This window comes from Bacteroides timonensis, from assembly GCF_000513195.1.
GTDB classification, from domain to species: domain Bacteria; phylum Bacteroidota; class Bacteroidia; order Bacteroidales; family Bacteroidaceae; genus Bacteroides; species Bacteroides timonensis.
Genome location: NZ_CBVI010000010.1, coordinates 1 through 20,904, shown reverse-complemented (window position 1 = coordinate 20,904; position 20,904 = coordinate 1). Strand labels below are relative to the sequence as shown.

The following is a 20,904-nucleotide window of genomic DNA, read 5'->3' as shown; positions in this document are numbered from 1 at the left end:
ACAGAATGAGCTTCCTTCTGGATAAACTAAATGATGGTGGCAAGTCGGACTATGTGATGATTTTCGCTCACCGTGGCGACTGGCGCAATGCACCGGAAAACTCTCTCCAAGCTTATCAAAGCTGTATTGATGCCGGTTTTGACGGCATTGAAATCGATGTGCAAATGACTAAAGACAGCGTTATCGTAATGATGCATGATAAAACAATAGACCGGACTACCACCGGAAAAGGAAAAGTATCCGATTACACTTTGGCTGAATTAAAGAAGTTATATTTGCGAAGCCCCATTGGTGTTGTAACCCGTCAGCGTATTCCGACATTGGATGAAGTGTTGGAACTTGCCAAAGGAAAAATTCTTATTCAAGTCGATAAATGGCAACCGGTTAAAGAAAAAGTTATAGAAGTAGCCAGGCAACACGGATGTCTCAACCAAATCATTCTGCGTGGAACCAAGAACAGTAAAGAAGTAGCGGATAACTATGGAAAATTATTGGAAGGACTCATTTACATTCCTGTATTAGTCTGCAAAGGTGAAGGAGATAATGAGAAGCTGGATGACTTTATGGAGCATATAAAGACACCTGTTATCAGTCTCTCCTTCAAACGGGACGACTTCCCCGCCATAGACCGTGCAAAGGAGATAAAAGACCATGGTTTCCGTATCTGGTACAATTCCTTATGGGCAGAATTCAATGGAGGGCATGATGACGAACTGGCAATGAACGACCCGAACAACAGCTACGGCTGGCTCTTACGCAAAGGCGCAAACATCATTTTCAGCGACCACCCATTCTTATTGGATGCATATTTAAAGAAAATCGGTAGAAGATAATTAAAATCAAATAGACATGAAAAAGATATTTTTTATACTCGTTGCCCTATTGGCAACTCTCCAACTCTGCGCACAGGACAGAGTCAGTCAAATCCGTGAAAAACTATTGAACCGCAACCAAAGTTCTGTTATCGTAGCTTCACATCGCGGCGACTGGCGCAACTTCCCGGAGAATTCTCTGGCGGCAATAGACAATGCCATTAAAATGGGGGTGGATATTGTGGAACTGGATGTACAACGCACCAAAGATGGACAGTTGATATTAATGCACGACCCAACATTAGATCGCACTACTACCGGAAAAGGGAAAATTGCAGAGGTAACACTGGACTCCATCAGAAAACTAAAACTGAAAAATGGCTGTGCTATCCGTACAATTCACAATGTGCCGACTCTGGAAGAAGCATTAATGCATGCCAAAGGGAAAATAATGTTGAATCTTGATAAGGCGGACCGGTACTTTGAACAAGTATATGCCCTGATGGAAAAGACAGGAACCACCAAACAGATTATCATGAAAGGCAATAAATCGGCAGAAGAAGTAAAGAAACAATTTGGCGATTATCTGAATGACGTGATTTATATGCCAATCGTCAACCTGGACAAGGTAAATGCGGAACAGCAAATAGAAACTTTCATCAAAGATATGAACCCCGTAGCCTTTGAACTATTATATGTAAAAGATACCAATCCTCTCCCTGCCAAATTGAAATCATCCCTTGACGGACGGGCACTTATCTGGTATAATACGCTTTGGGATACAATGGCAGGCGGACACGACGATGACATGTCATTGGAGAATCCGGATGCAGGTTACGGATATCTGATTGACAAGTTAGGAGCAAGAATCATCCAGACTGACCGTCCCCAATATCTACTGGATTATCTGAGAAACAGAAAATTACACAATTAATATCAGGATAACAAAAGAAGATGTATTCCGGTTTTTTTAGCCTGGAATACCCTTCTGCATCCCTATAACATGACTATTTATGAATGGAAAACAGATTATTTCCGGATTAGCGGCAACAATAACAGGCATACTTCCTGCCGGGGCACAAACAGACAAAGAAGCTGTAAAACCTAACGTTATCTTTATTTTGGCTGATGATTTGGGATGGACGGATTTTGGTTGTTATGGCAGCTCATTCTATGAAACTCCCAATATTGACCGGTTAGCCCAAGAAGGGGTACGTTTCACAAACGCCTATGCTGCCTGCCCAGTCAGTTCGCCTACACGTGCAAGTTTTCAAACAGGGAAATATCCGGCAAGGCTTCATCTGACAGATTACATCCCAGGTGGATATGCCGTAACTTCACGCAAAAAGATAATAGATGCATCTTGTCCCGTACTGCCCATTACATTTGTACAGAATATGCCATTAAGTGAATTAACCATTGCCGAAGCATTAAAAGCGGAGAACTATCAGACAGCCCATATCGGTAAATGGAATTGTTCTGTCGATTCTCTGACTTATCCGCAATACCAGGGTTATGATATAAATATAGCCGGATGTAATAAAGGTGGACCGGGTAAAGGCGGCTATTTTTCTCCTTATCACAATCCTTATTTAAGTGACGGATCGGAAGGAGAGTACCTGACCGACCGTTTAGGAGATGAATGCATTCAGATAATCCGCCGGTTCAAAGACAAACCTTTCTTTATCAATCTGCCTTTTTACCAAGTCCACACACCCCTGTTAGCAAAACCGGAGAAGGTGAAACACTTTGAAGAAAAAGCCCAAAGAATGGGATTGGAGTCGCTAAGGACATTTGAAGAGAAGCCGGAATGGAAGGAGAAACAGCCTTTCCAAGATACTACGCACATTGAAAGAATCATTCAGAGTAATGTGGTATATGCTGCCATGATTGCCAGTATGGATGAGAACATAGGTAAGATTATCAATGAACTGAAACGCTTGGAACTCTATGAAAACACTATTATCATATTTACTTCTGATAATGGCGGCCTCTCTACTTCCGAAGGTTCTCCTACATCCAATCGACCGTTGAGGGGCGGAAAAGGGTTCACGTATGAAGGAGGTATAAGAGAACCTCTTATCGTAAGGATGCCCGGTATGAGAAATACAGGAACATTATGCGACAGCGTCGTGATTTCTACGGATTACTATCCTACAATATTGGAAATGACGGGAAGCGAGTTGCATCCCGAACAGCATGTGGACGGCATCAGTCTACTTCCACTTTTGGAGAATAAGAAACGCACAGAACGGGATGCTGTGTACTGGCATTATCCTCATTACTCTAATCAGGGAGGACGACCTTCGGGTGCTATTCGTATGGGAAACTACAAATTACTTCAGTTTTATGATACCGGAGAAATCGAGTTGTACGATTTATCGGCAGATTTATCTGAAGAGAAGAACCTGAAAGATGAGAAACCGGAAGTTACAAAAGAATTATTAAAGAAGTTGAATGATTGGCGTAAAAGCGTAGATGCGGATATGCCTGTAAAGAATACTAAAATACATGATTAAAAGAATACTTGATTTCTATAAAATATCACTTCCGGCTACGGAATCCCACCATGATGAAGATGCCCGACGGTTCAAGTCCATCCGCCTGGCCACCTTCCTCTCTGCAACCATGGGCTACGGCATTTATTATGTCTGTCGCCTCAGCATGAATATCGTTCGCAAACCCATTGTTGAAGAAGGGGTCTTCACAGAGACGGAATTAGGTATCATCGGCTCGTGTCTTTTCTTTGTCTATGCTGTAGGAAAACTGACCAATGGTTTTCTGGCCGACCGTAGTAACGTAAAACGTTTCATGTCTACCGGATTGCTTTGTTCGGCAGTGATAAACCTTGTACTGGGTTTTACAAACTCTTTTTATGCTTTTGTCCTTCTTTGGGGACTGAATGGCTGGTTTCAGTCAATGGGGGCAGCTTCGGGAGTTGTTTCCTTAAGCCGTTGGTACAGTAGTAAAGAACGAGGAACTTATTATGGCTTCTGGTCTGCCAGCCATAATATAGGCGAGGCTTTGACATTTATATCCATCGCACTGGTAGTCAGTTGGGTGGGGTGGCGATATGGAATGATAGGAGCAGGAATTATTGGTTTATTAGGTTTTCTCATGATGTCCGTCTTTATGCGTGATACTCCTCAAAGTCAAGGCTTCTTATTGAATAAGGAAACAATACAGAATAGTGTTGACAAAAAGAAACAGTCGGAGGAATTCAGCCGAGCACAAAAAGCAGTTCTCCGTAATCCGGCTATCTGGATACTGGCACTTTCAAGTGCTTTCATGTATATCAGCCGCTACGCGGTAAATAGCTGGGGAGTATTTTATCTGCAAGCTCAAAAGGGATATGACACGTTGGATGCGAGTTTCATCATCTCTATCAGTTCCATTTGCGGCATCATAGGTACAGTCCTGTCCGGTATCATTTCCGATAAGTTGTTTTCCGGTAGCCGGAATATTCCCACACTGTTTTTCGGACTGATGAATGTGGTAGCCTTATGCCTATTTTTACTTGTGCCCGGTGTACACTTCTGCCTGGATGCCTTGGCAATGGTATTATTTGGGTTAGGCATCGGTGTACTGATTTGCTTCCTCGGCGGACTGATGGCTGTCGATATTGCCCCACGCAATGCTTCGGGAGCCGCTCTTGGCGTAGTAGGCATTGCCAGCTACATCGGTGCGGGATTTCAGGATGTGATGAGTGGTATATTGATAGAAGGACAAAAAACCGTAGTGAACGGAACAGATATGTATGATTTCACATATATCAATTGGTTCTGGATTGGAGCCGCACTGCTATCTACTTTGCTGGCGTTGCTGGTGTGGAATGCGAAAGCGGATGCTGCTACGATGAATTAGAAGAGTAAAAATAAGAGAGTGATAGAATAGTTACGCTATATATATCACAAAGCGTTGTCACCCTATCACTCTTTTATTCCTTTCCACACCCTATTTCCTTTTCTTTCCCTTCTTCCCCGCCATCGGATATTCCTTCTTCACCTCAAACGAATAGCTACCGGGAAGAAGTTTCAAGACTACCTGCCCGCTTCCTTCGCCAATATATTCTATTCCTTTGCATTTTCGGATCAGTTTCTCCCCTTCGCGGACATCTCTCAACGATGCAGCCGGCAAATACAGCGTAGCCATAGTATTTCCGGGCACCGTAAAAGCGTAATGGATCATGCCTCTTTCCTCTCTCCAACTACTCTCAATACGTCCGTACATCGAATCATAATATCCCCGGGCATACTTCATCTTTCCGGTCGGATCGGGCATCGGCTTCAGAATGAACTGTTTGAAACCGGGATAAGCCTCATCACGCTGTATTCCTAAAGAATAATTGTACATCCAGGCACCTACGGCACCAAAAGAATAATGATTGAAAGAGTTCATGCGATTGTTACCACCGAAACCATCCGTGTGAGTGTAAGAGTTCAGACGTTCCCAAATGGTAGTCGCTCCCTGTTCCACGGAATAAAGCCACGAAGGATAATCAGTCTGTTGAAGCAGCCTGTAAGCCAGATCGTTCAGCCCGTAATCGGATAAAGCCTTACTGATCCATGCCGTACCGATGAAACCGGTCATAAGAGAATAGGAAGGACACAGGCGGCCTCTATCAGTGGTATTCTCCCGTCTGACTGTCTCCGCAAGATTAGCAATCACCTTATTACGATTCTCTTCATCGATAATGCCGAAAGCCAACGGAAGCACATACGAAGTCTGTATATCGACAAGTTGTCCCTTCTTTTCAGGGATGAAGGCGGAGAATACCGTCTTTCCGCTTTCCGGCTCTATATAAGTCTTATTGAAGAAATCCCTCCGGGCGGCATGCAAGTCGCGGAACCATGCGGCATCGGATGTCTTTCCCAAAGCCGCCGCCATCTTCATCATCAATTCCAGGTCATGGATGAAATAGGCTTCCCATACCAGAGACTTATCATTCTTCTCATCCTCCAATCCCAGCCAGTCACACAGGTCACCCCATGAACGGGTCTGCACGATCAGGTTGGTTTCCGTCTCAATCGTTTGGTCAATGATATATTGAATATAGCGCTTCATGGCAGTGTAGTGCTCGCTCAGCAATGCGGTATCTCCGTATTGCTGGTAGCACTCCCAGGGAACCGTAATTCCGGCACTGCCCCATAACATACCACCAAAACCACCACCCAGCGGGGCGATATCCGGGAAGCGCCCGTCCGTCCGCTGCACATCGCGCATGGCACGCATATGGCGGCGCAGGAACTGCGGTACATCCGCCAGATAAGTGGCGGTACGGGAGAAGACAGAAATATCCCCACTCCATCCTAGGCGCTCATTGCGTTGCGGACAGTCCGTAGGAATGGAAAGGAAGTTGCCGTAAGAAGACCAGGTGATATTCTTCCACAGCTGGTTCACCCGTGCATTGGAAGTTTCGTAGTGAGATGCCAGTTCGTGTATAGAGCTTAGCACTATCCCTTTCACGGATTCCACAGGCAAGGGTTTGTCAATACCCGTTATCTCTATAAAGCGGTAGCCATGATAGGTGAAACGGGGAGAGATGGTTTCCTGCCCGCCTTTGGCGATATAAATATCCTGAGCCATAGCGGCACGGATATTCTCCAGCATAATCATGCCGATGTTTCCCTCGTATTCCGGCAAATCGGGATATTTCACTTCCGCAAAGCGCAGAGTGATTTCCGTTCCAGGCTGCATACCCGACAAACTGATACGGGGGACCCCTACCATATTCTGCCCCATGTCGTACACAAACACACCGGGGCGGACTTCTTCTACTGAAAGAGCCGTCAGTTCATTGATTTGTTTCACCGTCTGACCGAATTGCCCGATAAGTTCAAAACCGGAATAATCGTTCACCCACGGCATATTCGGGTTTCCCGCCGTACTGGTATGTCCTTTCAAAGCAACCTCATGAGCCGGTTTCCAGGCAGATGCATCATAAGATACCGTGCTCCATCCTTCCACTGCCGGTTCTCTTAAAGCATCATACACTTCACCCTGAAAGAAACTGCCGTAAGCAACGGGGCCTTTGCCGAAATACTGCCAGGACAAAGGATCGGTCACCACAACATTGGTCCGACCGTCCGCATACGTGATAACCAGCTTTGCCAATAAAGACTGGCGATCACCGAAGAAGTTCCAGTTATCTCCCGTAAAAGTAGCGCCACCGCTCCACCAGCCTTCTGCCAGCAAAGCACCTAGGGCATTTCTGCCGGAATGGACGTACTTTGTCACATCAAACGTCTGGTACAGATGAGTTTTGTTATACTGGGTAACTCCGGGATTAAAATAATCATCCCCTACACGCTTACCATTGAGATAGACCTCATAAATACCACGTGAAGTAACATACAGGCGGGCTTTTACAATCTCCGCATCGGGAGAAGAAAAGACCGTACGAAGCATCGGTGCGGAGTTTCCTTCGGGAGTGAATATAGTAAGAACGCCGGAAGCGCCGCCGGCTATCCGGCTATTTCCTTCCCGGCAAGTAGCAATCACGTTCGAAGGGCTTCTGAAGTTGGCAATCTCCATTTTCGGGAAAGTAGCGGATTGCCCGGCGGGAACATCAAAGCCAATGTCGCCCACTACCGGGAAAGCGATGAAATCACCTCCCTGCCCCAACGGATTCAGATTTATCCAACCAAGCTCTTCAGCATTATCCACGTAGAATCTTGTAAAACCCAGATCAGAAGTAAGGTTCACCGTATGCAGGTCATACTTATTACTTTCATTAATCAATGCCAGGGGGATGGGAAAGCTCTTGAAAGGAACATCTTTCCGGTCGTTCGGATGGTATCCTACACGATATACATTCAACATCGCCTCTTTACCCGAAGCAAGCGAATCCAAGTCCAGTTCTATTTTTATGTAAGACTCATCTTTCCCGTTCTGTAACTGATACAGATTCTTATTCTTATTCATCAGGCGCTTATCATTCGCTCCGTAGACAAAGCCTGCACGAGTACTCTTTGTCTCTTTATCCAACCGGAGTGCAACGTTCAGCCTGAACACCGGAAGATAGTGGGAATAGAGCACCATGTCTTCATCTCCGCCACCTATCCACTTCGCATCACTCCATCCCTCATACGGATTGGCTTTACTCATTAGTCCCGTTTCAAACCAAGAGGTCGAGGAAGATTGCTCACCCTTCTGGTTCCATACGTTTACCGTCCAGAAATAGCAGGTAGTGGGTTGCAGGGAAGCACCGGCATATTCAATGTTCAGCGACAGGTCACTCGACACTCTTCCGCTGTCCCATACCGTTTGTCCCGCTTCGTCAGTCACCGTTATCTGATAGGCTTTCTGCGAATACCCCCTTTCAGTATTCTGCATTACCATCTGCCAACTGAAGCGGGGCTTTTCCACATCTATACCCAATGGCATTTCGGCATATTCCACTTTAAGCTTTTCAATAGATACAGAATGTTCCGTAGCCGCATACAACAGAGCAGGGCAGGAAAGACAGATAAGCAAAACAGATAAAATGTGAATTCTACATCTTTTCATACGTGATGTTTTTGGGGTTATAAAGGAGATTAGGCAAGCAAAGATAATAAACTTGCCCAATCTCTTCATTATGAGACACTCATTTTATTACTGACCGGATGCTATTTGCTCTTCTTGTGAAGCAATAGGGGTTTCATTCAGCTCATAACCGGAATACCCATAGTTCTGATTTACCCGGCCATACAAGTTCGCATCAATGGCGGTCTGCGGTATAGGCCAGAATATATTGTACTTCCCTATTTTGTATTCATCATTATGAAGCGTTTTCACACCCTTATTGTAATAGTTATTATATTCCGTGATTCTGTGCCACCAATAACTGTTACTACTTTCGTCTGCAAGGTCTTTCGGAGAGGTGTAATTCCCTTCCTGATTCTCTTTTATAAACGAAACACGTACAAGTTCCACATGCCTGAACTCTTCATACATCAGTTCACGGGCCCTTTCATCCATAATCACGTCCAGCCCGTCCAATCCATTAAGTTTGCCGGCATCGAACAAATCCGTACATCCGGCACGTTCTCTGATCTTATTTACATCAGCGGCAGCTTTCGCATATTCCTTCTTCCAGTAGTAAGCCTCCGCCCTCAGCAGATAAGCTTCCGCAAGACGATATACATACCAATCGCCCGAACCTCCAACGTAGTCCGTACCCGAATATCCATTGGCTACTTCCCTCGCCGTATCTTCTACCCATAATTTATAATACGGATAATCGAACCAGCAACGAATGGTATCCTTGCACAATAGCGTGCCGTCATCCGCATACTTCTGTATAGGTTTCAGATAATAGACAGCATCGTCCGTACCCAATAATTTAGGATCATTATATTTCAGATCCTCCATCACGAACCAGTTACCGGCTTCCCGGCTGTGTCGGAGATCATTCTTATCCCCCCACATGGATTTTTCCGCATGATAAGTAGGTCTTGAAAACGCTTCACCACGTCCATAGATCGCCCTGCAATCTAAAAAGTCAGGATATTGTGCCAGCATACCCGCCGTAGCAGACTGTCTCGTCATACCGGACTGCGACTTACTGGGCACCAGGATACCTCTGTTCACATCTGTTTGCGACCAGAACGGAGTCATATTATACAGGTAATTCGTATTGAGCCGGCTTTCTGAATTATCATATCTGTTCACCATGAGCATGATGGTCTCCTTATTGGAAGCATCTGCCTTATTTACCGGTCTATGCAAATCCCAGATCACATTGCGCGTCACCGGATGATGTTCCGGATAGGGATTCTCCCACTTGCCAAATGTGTTTTCCATCAGTTCATATCCGGAAGCATCAATAAGGGCATTGGCCTGTTCAAGCGCCTTGTCAAAATCTCCGGCTGCCATGTAATACTTAATAAGCAGCATCCGGCAGGCTCCCTTGTTTTCTTTACCATAATCAACCTGATCAGGGATATGCCCTACGGCATATTCCAGGTCTTTAATCATTTGCTCGATAACCACTTCCATCTTTGTGGAACGAAAGTCGAGCTTCGGAGTCGTGACTTCTTTCGACAGGAAGGGGATATCACCAAACTGGAAAATCAGATGATAGTAACGCCAGGCACGCTGGAAATAAGCACTGGATAACATCTGTTCTTTAGTGGTCTGGTCCAAATCCAACTCGGAAATGCGCGAAATCACCACATTGGCAAAGCTGATACCTTGCGTACCCATATTCCAGAACCAATTAATCATATTCGTACCGAACCAATTGTTCTCAGAAATAGGAGTCACATTCGAAAGGATATCCTGGCACCCGCTAAAGTCGGATACAGCCGTCACAGCCACATCCGAGAATATCATTTCCGTAGCCAATGCAGGCCCGTTATCCTCCATATAATAATAACGCATCTGTCTGTGGCAGGTAGTGAGCGCAGCTTCCAACCCTTCTTTGGTGGATAACGTCACACTGGGTTCATAAAATGATAATGGTTCCGGTTTCAGCCAACTGTCCGAACATCCCGTTAATGCTAATGAAGATAACCCGAAGGTCAGATATATCGCTTTTATTAGATTTGTTTTCATGATAGTTATTTAATTAAAATGTTATACTTGCGCCAAAAGTAAATGTTCTGGGGAGAAGTCCCTTTGTTTCCGGGTCCCAATAATCCCACTCTTTGTCAAAGGCCCAGACAGCCACGTTCCTGACAGTTCCGTATATGCTGATCTCTTTAGCCATCAGTTTCCGTGCAAACTGTTGGGGTACCCTGTAGGAAACAGAAATATTCTCCAGACGGATAAAGCCTTTGTTTATCACCTTCTTGGGGTTGATATTCGAAGGACGTGTCGACTTCAGACGGGCATACGAATTTGATTTGTTCTCAGGAGTCCAGTATTCGCGCTTATAGGTATTCGAATAATCACCCAGATTATCAAAGAAGTTCAGATATTCCGTTGTACTTTGCTTATGTCCCATCTGAGAATAAAGATTGAGAGAAATATCCCAATTCCGGAACAAAGTAAATTCATTTCTGAACGACCATCTGAACTTAGGTGTTTCCTGACCTAAGAAGACCTTATCCTCCTGGGTAATCTTATAATCTCCATTCACATCCCTGACTTTTGCATCACCCGGTTGCTGCCCGTACTTTGCTGCTTCTTCCGCTTCATCTTCCTGCCAGATGCCGATGAATTCATGATCCCAAATGGCCGAAATATCTTTCCCTACAAACCAGCCCCTGTTCACATCGTCTACTTCTTTACTTCCTACCACTTCTCCGGCCTCGTTCAATACATCTTCGTAACGGTAATACAAATGCTTAATCGTATTCTTGTTGTGTGAAAGCCCGAATGTAGAAGACCAGGTAAAGTTCTTATTGCGGATATTAACCGTATTCAATGAGAATTCGAACCCTTCATTATTAACCTGTCCCAGATTGGTTACGATATCCGTATAACCTGTAAAGCCCGGCAAGCTTCTGTCTACCAGCAAGTCCGTTGTAGGCATATGGTACCATTCAATGCTACCATTGATACGGTCATTCAGGAAACCGAAGTCCAGACCGACATTCCAGGATGTGGTAGTTTCCCATTTCAAATCCGTATTGGACATTCTTTCAATCTGCAATGAAGACACTTCATACAAACTCCCTTGTGGGGTGACATAAGTATATTTGCCGGCCGTACCTCCATGCAATTGGGACAAAGCTTGGTAAATACCGATATCCCGGTTTCCATTCTTACCCCAGGACAAACGCAGCTTACCGCTACTCATTGGCTCCCACTTGAAGAACTTTTCATTCGTGAAACTCCATGCCACGGCTATGGCGGGGAATGTAGCCCAGGGATTGGAAGCACCGAAAGCAGAGAAACCGTCGCGACGAACAGATGCGGTCAGCATATAGCGGTTGTCATAAGAGTAGAATAAACGGGCCATCAATGCGGCACCCGTATGTTTCGTATCATTGGCACTGATTTCTTTGTTACCCGCAGTCTTCATGTTATGCCATTCCAGTACATCCGAAGGGGTAAAGTCGGAAGCTACCATTGACTCTTCCCATACTTCATATTTCTCGGCACTCTGAAGCAAGGTCAAGTCTATATTATGTTTCTTGGCGAAAGTATAGTTCCACTTCACCATATTGTCCAGTGTCCAATCTACGGAACGGGCCGTCGATCTGCCTGCAACTCCGTTGTCTTTATCAAAGACGCTTTGCGAACTGTTCCAGTATCTTGAATGGTTCCAACTATACCGGGGTGCAAAGCTGAACTGATATGAAATGTTGAAAGGCAGTTTTAATTTAGCATAGAAATTCGCCGTCACATTCTGGGTACCTGCATCTTTGGATGACATGGAGTTATTGTAAAGACTGTTCACACCCGTTACCTGATTCTTTTCTCCCATAGGCCAGGGGCTCAGCGTGCCGTCGCTATAATATGGAGTAGAGTAAGGAGAATTAGCGATCTGTCCTTCCCAACTCACCGTCTGGAAGCCTTCTTCCCGGCTCTGCAAATTCAGATTGACACCTGCCTCCATGAAGTTACCTATCTTTCCATCCAGTCGCAAATTGGTACGATAGTTCTTAAACCGGTCTCCTACCACCAATCCTTCACTGTCCAGATAACCTAAAGACCAGTAATAATTCAGGTTGGACGTCTTACCGGACAGACTTACATTGTAGTCCTGTCTCAATCCGGTTTGGAAAGAGGCATCATACCAGTCGTATGTTCTACCCGCATAATAGTTTTCGCGCTCTATCTCTCCCAGACCGATGCGTTGCAACCAGATGTCTTCCATATTCGTGGAACCCTGTCCTATGGCATCATAGTTACGCCATTGCGCTTCGGTTAGGTTATACTTATTCAGGTTTTCGGCCGTGGGCTTAACGTAATAGCCTTGATTCCCGAACCCGTTGCTGCTTGCCGCATAATCTGCACGATATTGCAAATACTCATCCGCGCTATACACCTCCCGGTTAGCCCCCATGGTCACAAAACCCACGCTTGCATCGAACTGGATAGTCGGTTTCTCCTCCGTTCCTTTCTTGGTAGTAACAAGTACCACACCGTTAGCCGACTTTGCTCCGTAAACGGCTGCCGATGATGCGTCTTTCAAGACATCTACAGACTCTATATCCACCGGATTTATCTCAGAAAGATCACCCTGAAAGATCATACCATTCAGAACAATCAACGGCCCGGTTCCACCTTTCAGAGAGCGACGTCCACGCACTAACATATTACCACCGCCTTTGGCATCGTTGGACAAATCCACGTTCAGTCCCGGTGCCGCACTACGCAATAAATCCTGCATGGTAGCCGGTTTCTCTTTCGCCATCTTTTCAGCCTGCACATGGGTAATGGCACCTGTCAGGTCTTTCTTCTTCATACTGCCATAGCCGATTACAACGACTTCGTCCAGTAAATTGGCATCTTCACGCAGAACCACACGCAACAGTTTCAGATCCTTCAGCTTCACTTCCTGTGAAACATATCCTATATAGCTAAACTGAAGTACATCGCCCACATTGGCAACCAGCGTAAACTTACCTTCAAGGTCTGTCACACTACCTTGGCTGCCACCTTTCACCAGAACGGTAACCCCAACCAGAGGTTCTCCCGATTCATCGGTAACCACACCCGTTACGCCGGCCTGACGTGCATCAGCCACTGCCTGTCTAGTCAGGATGATATGATTTCCCTCCATCTTATAGCGGATAGGAGAGTTTGCCAGCAATGTATTCAGTACTTCCGATACCTTTGCATTATCCGCCCGGATACTTTTGCGCGCCTCTACGTTTACATCTTCTTTATAGATGAACAGATAATCCGTCTGAGACTCTATTTCATTCAGTATAGATTCAAGTTGTACATTGGTTCGATTGATTGTCACCCGTGCATTTTGTGAGTGACTATTCTTCGCCATCAGGCTAAAAGCACAGAAGAACAAAAAGAATATTGATATTCTCATAATTCTAAATAATAATGTTAATTGCGGATTTTTAGGGCAATAAATATCCGACAAAGGAATGTTTTTCATATCTTTGTAAATGAGTTATTAATACGATTTATAAATTGAATTGTGTTAATCAGGGCCGGTGGATGGGGCAAACATCTATCGGCTTTCTTGTTTTCCATCAGTATTGTTCCATAGGCTAATCTCTTGTTTTAATCCGGTTAATATTACGATTTACTTTATATAAATGACGTCATTATCTTTATCTCTCCGGTAAGTGAAAGATACATCTTTCTGTAAAACACGCAATGCATAGTCCAATCCGTCGGATATACGGAACTTTCCGGTCAGTGCCACACTTTCTATGCTCTTCTTATCCACCTGGATTTTCAGGTCATAATATCTTTCCAAATCTTCCATGATCTGGGTGAACCGCTTGCTCTTAAAGCAGTACAGACCTTCCTTCCAACGATACACATTGTAATCATCAATCTTGCTCACTACCAACCTGCCATCTTTCAGAGTTGTTTTATAATTGGGAAGGAGTACCACAGCCGTCTTTTCATTATGAGGCGACTTCACCCTGATTTTTCCTTGCATCAACGATGCTTCAAATACCGCTTTCTTCGAATAAGCCTCCACATTGAATTTTGTTCCCAATACTTCTATATCCATAGCATGTGTCCGCACTACGAACGGGGATTTCTCATTGTGTACCACCTCAAAATAAGCCTCTCCGTTCAGTATCACTTCGCGTTTGCCTTTCATGAACGAAACAGGATACTTCATCGTCGTCCCGGCATTCAGCCAGACGTTTGAACCATCGGGTAAATCGAGGTTCACACGCTGGCCGGCCGGCACGGTAATAGTTTGCATGGCTACATTCATATCCTCCTTATCTTCTCCTATTGAAAACAATGCAGCCGTTATGCCTACCGTTATCGCGACAACAGAAGCTATCTTCAGAAGCTCTCTGACGAAATGGTTTCTTTTCTTCCTGAGTGTAGTTTGGCCGTCAGATGGTTCGAGACGCCCCGAAAGAATGATGGCATTGAACAGCTTGCGCTCCCGGCGTAACAGCTTGCTGTTCTCCTCGGAGGCTTCCGACCATTCTTTCACTAATCTCATTTCTTCTACGGAAGCACGACCTTCAAAAAAACGATATAATAAGTCTTTATCCATACATACTTTTATTTGTGTATCTATAGTAATAGCGAACCACGGGAAATATTCCCTAGTAGAAAAACAAACTTTTTTCAGTTGAGGTAGAAAAAGAGTAAAGAGACGGGCAGGTAATCTTTCAGGGCCAAGCGTAACGCCCTGGTAGACTTAGAGATATGAAACTCTACGCCTTTGGTTGTCATTTCCAGTAAAGCAGCAATTTCTTTATGAGACTTATTCTCATAACGGCTCATCCTAAAAATACGTCTGGTTTGTTCGGGCAGGCTATCCAGAGTCCTATCAACAATCTCCTGTATCTCTGCCGTAAAGACCTCATAAGGTTCAAAGTCTTCCAATGTAACGATTCTGCCGGACAGCTCCCAGGCATAGATTTGGGAGATTTCATCCGAAACGTCCTGTCGGATTTGCTGGTGACGCAGATGGTCAATGCATTTATGTTTGATAGTGGTCAGTACATAAGCCGGAATATTGGTATCGGCAGGCAGGCGGTCTTTATTTTCCCAATAATACATCATGGACTCAATGACAAAGTCTTCGGCAACGGCTTCATCGTGCACATAGGTACAGGCAAAGTGAACGAAGCGCTGCTGATAGTCAATAAAGAACTTATTAAAAAAATTCAGATCTATTGTCATTGACCGTCAAGTGTATTAATTTAAAAAAGGTACGGTAATGCAAATATAAGCCTTTTCATTCATAACCGGACAAAACCGGGCTTAAAAAACAAAACCTATCCGGCAGATGAACCGTCCGGAATACGAAGTTACATTGTGACATTTTGCATTCCTAAGCCATCGAGAATCATTTCTTTAGCCCCGAAGTACAAGTACATCGGAAATATACAAAAGAAAAATCGCATCTGCTTAACTAATAGAATGATACAAAAATACGGACAATCCTGTTATGTTGAAAGCCGGTCCGTTTTGCCCGGAATAGATGCTCCGTTTCAGAAGAATAGATGTTCCATTCAACAAGAATGCATGCTCCGCTCGTCCGGAATGCTTGTTATGCTCAACAAGAATACTTGTTCCGTTCATCCGGAATACCTGTATGATCTGTCCAAAACCTATACTCATTGCATAAAGCTTGCATAAGGATAAGAAATCATGCAAATCTGCCGCATGTATATGCATTCCATTCTGCGGTACAATTCTATTTCAGGCTTTCAGCAAACGGCATAAGTCAAAAAAAAGGCGCTTTTGATGACGTATTGCATCAAAAGCGCCTCTATGCTTATCATTTCGCCTTCACTCTCAATATAGTATATGAGAATGGCGGGAAGGTATAATCGAAGCTCTTTCCAAAGCCTTTGTATTCGCTTTCCTTCGGAGAGATCTTCATTGGTTCTTCAAACGAGTTCTCATCCATGTCACTGGCTGCGGACAGAGAAATCACTTTACCGGTCTTTTCCACGTCGTCCACTCCATCCAGTTTGATCCGTAACGGATAGGGCTGAGCCTCTGAGTTCACTACTTTCACGATCACCTCACCGGTTGCTTCATCATAACCGGAAGAGAAGAACTGAAGCGGAGTCGTCTCCGGGGCATGGGCCAATATCAGTTTGCCATCCATAAAGAGTTCGCTCTTCTGAGGAGTAACCATCAGTTTCGCATCGTACCATTTATCGGTTTCGAGGCTCTGAGATACCCGATCGCCTGCCACACCGGAAGTGCGTCCGCCCGTGACTTCTTCTACAGCCGTCGTTCCATTGTTCCATCCGGCAACGTTATACACAAAGCCTTTGTTACTGTCTTCCGACAAGCCGAAATAGAGGAAGAAACCTTCGTTACCGCCTTCTTTGCGAACCTTGAACTCCAGTGTAAACTGGTTGCCATTGAAGCCATCGACAATGTATTTCGCCGGTTCTCTCAGAGATGTTTGCTTCAGCAGACCGTTGTCCAGACTCCATTCGCCTTCTTTCTTCACCGCCTTGTTAAGATCAATATCAATGGGCGCTCCATCTGCTCCGGTCAGTTTCACGTCCTTGAATTCAACTTGTGTATGCCAGGAGCCGAAGCCGAAACGTCCTTCATTATAATCAGCTATCCGTGGAGTACTCATAGTCATATTGCTCTTTACATTATAGGTCGGACGGTTTTCAGCCGCCATCTGTTGCACATAGTAAGAACTGCGTCCCAATACCTGATCCGTATCCAGCCAAATGAGGTTGACAGCCCATGAACGGTCGTTCCGGTTCTCCAGAAGCGGGGCATACGAGGTCATCTTCACCAGATCGCCGTTGCGCTCCATACCGGAGATAAAGGCGGCTTCCGAGAGGGCGGCACGCATATTTCCACCGCCTACATTGGCGTTACAAGCATATTCACCTACATAGACATCGTATTTTCCACGCGGATGGTTATCAAAGACAGTCGTGTTCTGGAAGAAGAATTCCGGATTCACGTACCAGTGCGGGTCGATCATATCCGTTTTGGCAATCTTACCCGTTCCACCCAAACCGTGATTGGAAATCAGGATCAACTCGGGATATTTCGCTTTGATAGCTGTATAGAAGATATCGAAACGTTTGTCATACTCATCGCCCCAGTTCTCATTACCAATCTCCACGTATTGCAACGGGAAAGGTTCGGGATGTCCCTGTTCGGCACGCTTGGCACCCCATTCGGTAGTCACGTCACCGATAGCATACTCGATGGCATCCATGCAATCGTCCAGATAGTAATCTATCTTACTCTCCGGTGAAGCGTCTCCCATGCGATACTGGCAACCCAGACCGACGTTGCAGACGAACATTGCCTTTGCATCGATATCTTCACAGAACTGCAACATTTCGTGATAGCCGAAACCGTACGAACAACGGTAGCCCCAGGTACTGTATTCTCCCGACCGTGCGGCAGGATCGCCCAGAGACTTCTTCCATTCGAAACGGTTCTCCAACGAGATACCTTCTACCACACAGCCACCGGGCCAGCGTACAAAGGCGGGGTGCAATCCTTCCAAGATTTCAGCTACATCTTTCCGCAGTCCATTCGGACGGTCGCGGAAAGTTTTTTCGGGGAAGAGGGAAACATAATCTACATAGACTGTACCCGGAGCGTCAAATTCCAAAGCAAGCTTTCCTTTGGCAGAGGTTGCCGTGGGTTGCATTGCCAGGTTCAGGTCGTTCCATTGTCCGGCAGCAGTTATATCAACAGGAGCGGAAGCCAGCACTTCACCTTGCTCGGACAGTAACAGGGCAGTCACTTTTCCCTTGTAATCGGAAGCAGGGCGGATAATGGTACGCAACTGATAAGAGTTGTCTTTCACCAGATTCATCCCCCAGTATCCTTCGTTTACCAGGCGAACAGGAGTTGAAGCATTTTTAATGGTTACCTTCAGATTGTTCGGAGCCGTGGAGAACTTGGGTTGTTCCTTGGTCAGTTTCATTTCCGCAGCATCCTTTGTGTTCAGAGTCCAGCCTGGCACCGGTTCGGTAGTCCAGCGGAAACTTCCTTCTCTCACTTCACCCGAAATGTGGTTACACACTTTCTTCGGATGCAGCACATCACCCTCGGCATAGTAACCTTCGGGCATTTCCAGTTCCTCGAAACTACGGTTCTTCACCAGTTCGGCATACAAGCCACCGTCGCCCGCATGGTTAATCTCTTCGAAGAAGATACCATACATGGATGGCGCAACTTCAGCACCTTTCTCTTGTAGGTTGATTACAAGTTCTTCCTTCGGCGCAGCGTCCTTGCAGGAACTCAACAAAAGAGCAACCGCGGCGAAGGGTAAAAAAATCTTTTTCATAAGCCTGTTTATTTATCGGTATTAGATATATAATGTTCCACATGCAAAAATAAACTATATCTTCCAAGAACAGGGTATATAAAAACATCAAATAGGTGGACATTTCAATTCATAATCGCAATTCTCAGCTAATTTCGGAACTGATAACTAAAGTTTTATTATGCATCAGTTTCCGGAAACAAATGTTGTTACCGAACGGGCGGGGATCACCGCTACCTTTTTATTCTTCAGCTTTCCAACAGGCAAAAGGTCTTCTCCGGCTACATCCGACGTACGATAACCTTGCCATGACTGCACCTTCGGATCGTTTACATCGACAGTGAATTCCTGTTCCCGGTCGGCATAGTTGATGACCACCATTGCCCATTGCCCGTTGGCATTCCGATAGGCAGAACACATTAATCCCTGCTGATCGGTATCGCCATCCCGGATAGCTTTTCCTTCTTTATCAGTAGTTTCAACAGACATACGTACAGCGCCCGGACGTATGAAGCGGCTGTAGTTCCCCAATATCCACATCAGCTTGGAGTCTTCCACCCTGCCGTCTTGTAAATCGGAGTCTGTATACTCACGGATCAGTCCGTCTTTGTAATCACCGCCAATGGCACGCCACCATTGCCAGCTACGAGCACCTGCATAAACGATGTCGTGGTGAATGATACGCGCCACATAAAGTGCGGTCTTCATGGTTCGGTCAAATCCATGTCCGCCACCGATTTCCTCGTCATTACCCATGATACAGGTTTCGGACTGCCAGAAGTCCACACCGTATGTATCCAACGTATTCCGCAACCGGAGGCGATAATCACGCAGCATGTTCAGTGGGGTAGTAGTCCAGTAGCTATGTCCTGAAATAAGAGGGAGCACATTCGGGGTATTGCCCAGATAAGTATCCACGCTATCAGGGCAGAAGAAAGATTGTATCTCATATCCGCGTTCATGGTCGGTCATATGGGTAGCGAACATGCAGCGGTAATCTGATGCTTCACAAATGGTGATTCCCGTATGAATACCTTCCTTTACAAACTCTTTACTGATAAGGCGTACGGCCCGGGCTATCTCTTTCTTTGTAGCCGGAGTGCCTTCCTGCTTGGGACCGATCCAGTTCCAGTGTCCATCCGGTTCATTGAAGGGAGAAAGATAATCGAACTTGATGCCATCTTTCTTTTCAACTCCCTTTATCACGTTTGCCAGGAAACGGGCAAAGTCTTCATAATGTTCATTCTTCAGATTGAGTGTACCATCGCGCCCGGTATTAGTGGCAAGTCCGTTTTGAGTGAAATAAACGGGAGGGGAATTCAGGAAAGCGAGGAATTTATTGACTCCGCGTTCCTTCGCCAACCGAAGGAAGTTGCGTTGACCTTCCTGTTTATCCCAGTTATAACTCCCGTCCGGCTGCAAGAAACATTCGGTACGCATCCAGGGAGAACCAATCTGGCTGGCGTCGCCCTGCTCCGTGCTCCCTGCACCCAGATTGAACCGCCACAGGGAAAGACCGATACCTTTGGGCTTCCCGTTCGCGTCGTTTTCAGTACTGAACAACCAGTCGGCTATCTGTTTTTGTTTCTCTTCGGGCCATTTTCCCAAAACATGCATACTCCAGGCATCCGAAGCACCGAAATGTTCCATCACCTGCAAGGGTTGTTCGGTAACAATCCTGTAATTTATGTCCGCACGCTGTGCACACGAAGCACATACTACTGTAAAGGCCAGTAATAACACTTTGTATCTCATCTTTTTTATTTTACTGAATAATGCGAAGCAGTAGTTGAATTATGTTCATTATTGCACGGGTTATGAACTAAATGGGAATTTATCTTATACTTTTTCTTTCGCTTGTCCGAAAGAAAAAGTATCAAAAAGAAAGGACCCGGGCTGAGTCTTCGGTGCTACTCCGATACTGCCATGCACAGCCGGGGCTCGAACTCGCTACGCTCAGACAATCGCCCCTTACCTGTGCCTGACAGCACCTCCGCTTACGCACCTACGCCTATGCCCGAGAGCTGCGCTGTGGAAGCGGCTGCGCATTATTACATCCGGCACTCTCACCCGCATGGTCTCCCGGCCTCACTGTAGGGGCGTTAAGCGAAGGTAGTGTTTTCAGCGTTAAGAAGGGCAGGCTGTTTGAGCGTAGCGAGTTCCTGCCCTTTAGCTAAAAATACTACCGGAGTAGCCCCGGAAGTGCAGCCTTGATTTTTTCTTTGGTATCTTTCTTTTGCATCAAGGCAAAAGAAAGTACATTAAATTATC

The 20,904-nt window shown here is 45.5% G+C and carries 12 protein-coding genes; 4 read left to right on the top strand and 8 right to left on the bottom strand.

Annotation, left to right across the window (positions count from 1 at the left end; all coding sequences use genetic code 11):
- Positions 1–5 precede the first annotated feature (5 nt).
- The 4 genes from BN161_RS03335 to BN161_RS03320 all read left to right on the top strand — a co-directional run bounded on the left by BN161_RS03335 (position 6) and on the right by BN161_RS03320 (position 4,676).
- A complete protein-coding gene (locus tag BN161_RS03335; protein WP_244436404.1) occupies positions 6–833 on the top strand; it encodes a glycerophosphodiester phosphodiesterase family protein in 828 nt (275 codons plus the stop codon).
- A gap of 16 nt (positions 834–849) precedes the next feature.
- Positions 850–1,746 (top strand): glycerophosphodiester phosphodiesterase family protein, encoded by an 897-nt coding sequence (locus BN161_RS03330; RefSeq protein WP_044263107.1) that lies wholly within the window; start codon positions 850–852, stop codon positions 1,744–1,746.
- A gap of 79 nt (positions 1,747–1,825) precedes the next feature.
- Positions 1,826–3,331: a sulfatase gene (locus BN161_RS03325; RefSeq protein ID WP_044263105.1), complete on the top strand. Its 1,506-nt coding sequence runs from the start codon at positions 1,826–1,828 to the stop codon at positions 3,329–3,331.
- Positions 3,324–4,676: an MFS transporter gene (locus BN161_RS03320; protein WP_044263103.1), complete on the top strand. Its 1,353-nt coding sequence runs from the start codon at positions 3,324–3,326 to the stop codon at positions 4,674–4,676. Before BN161_RS03325 ends, BN161_RS03320 begins: the two co-directional genes overlap by 8 nt.
- Positions 4,677–4,766: 90 nt before the next feature.
- Here BN161_RS03320 and BN161_RS03315 read toward each other — a convergent pair whose 3' ends face one another.
- The 8 genes from BN161_RS03315 to BN161_RS03280 form a co-directional block, all read right to left on the bottom strand.
- Positions 4,767–8,321: an alpha-L-rhamnosidase gene (locus BN161_RS03315; protein ID WP_209441883.1), complete on the bottom strand. Its 3,555-nt coding sequence runs from the start codon at positions 8,319–8,321 to the stop codon at positions 4,767–4,769.
- Between the two features lie 87 nt (positions 8,322–8,408).
- Complete coding sequence (locus BN161_RS03310) at positions 8,409–10,352, bottom strand: RagB/SusD family nutrient uptake outer membrane protein (RefSeq protein ID WP_044263097.1); 1,944 nt, start codon at positions 10,350–10,352, stop codon at positions 8,409–8,411.
- Positions 10,353–10,365: 13 nt separating this feature from the next.
- Positions 10,366–13,737, bottom strand: a complete 3,372-nt coding sequence (locus BN161_RS03305) for a TonB-dependent receptor (RefSeq protein ID WP_244436403.1) — start codon at positions 13,735–13,737, stop codon at positions 10,366–10,368.
- A 219-nt stretch (positions 13,738–13,956) separates the two neighbouring features.
- Positions 13,957–14,904, bottom strand: coding sequence for a FecR family protein (locus BN161_RS03300; RefSeq protein WP_044263092.1), 948 nt, complete (start codon positions 14,902–14,904; stop codon positions 13,957–13,959).
- A gap of 74 nt (positions 14,905–14,978) precedes the next feature.
- Positions 14,979–15,539, bottom strand: coding sequence for an RNA polymerase sigma-70 factor (locus tag BN161_RS03295; RefSeq protein ID WP_044263090.1), 561 nt, complete (start codon positions 15,537–15,539; stop codon positions 14,979–14,981).
- 228 nt (positions 15,540–15,767) lie between these two features.
- The gene (locus BN161_RS03290) at positions 15,768–15,980 is read right to left on the bottom strand and encodes a hypothetical protein (protein ID WP_125910741.1); all 213 of its coding nucleotides are present in this window, start codon (positions 15,978–15,980) and stop codon (positions 15,768–15,770) included.
- A 160-nt stretch (positions 15,981–16,140) separates the two neighbouring features.
- Positions 16,141–18,654, bottom strand: coding sequence for an alpha-L-arabinofuranosidase C-terminal domain-containing protein (locus BN161_RS03285; RefSeq protein WP_044263086.1), 2,514 nt, complete (start codon positions 18,652–18,654; stop codon positions 16,141–16,143).
- A gap of 165 nt (positions 18,655–18,819) precedes the next feature.
- Positions 18,820–20,388 (bottom strand): glycoside hydrolase, encoded by a 1,569-nt coding sequence (locus tag BN161_RS03280; protein ID WP_044263084.1) that lies wholly within the window; start codon positions 20,386–20,388, stop codon positions 18,820–18,822.
- Positions 20,389–20,904: the final 516 nt, after the last annotated feature.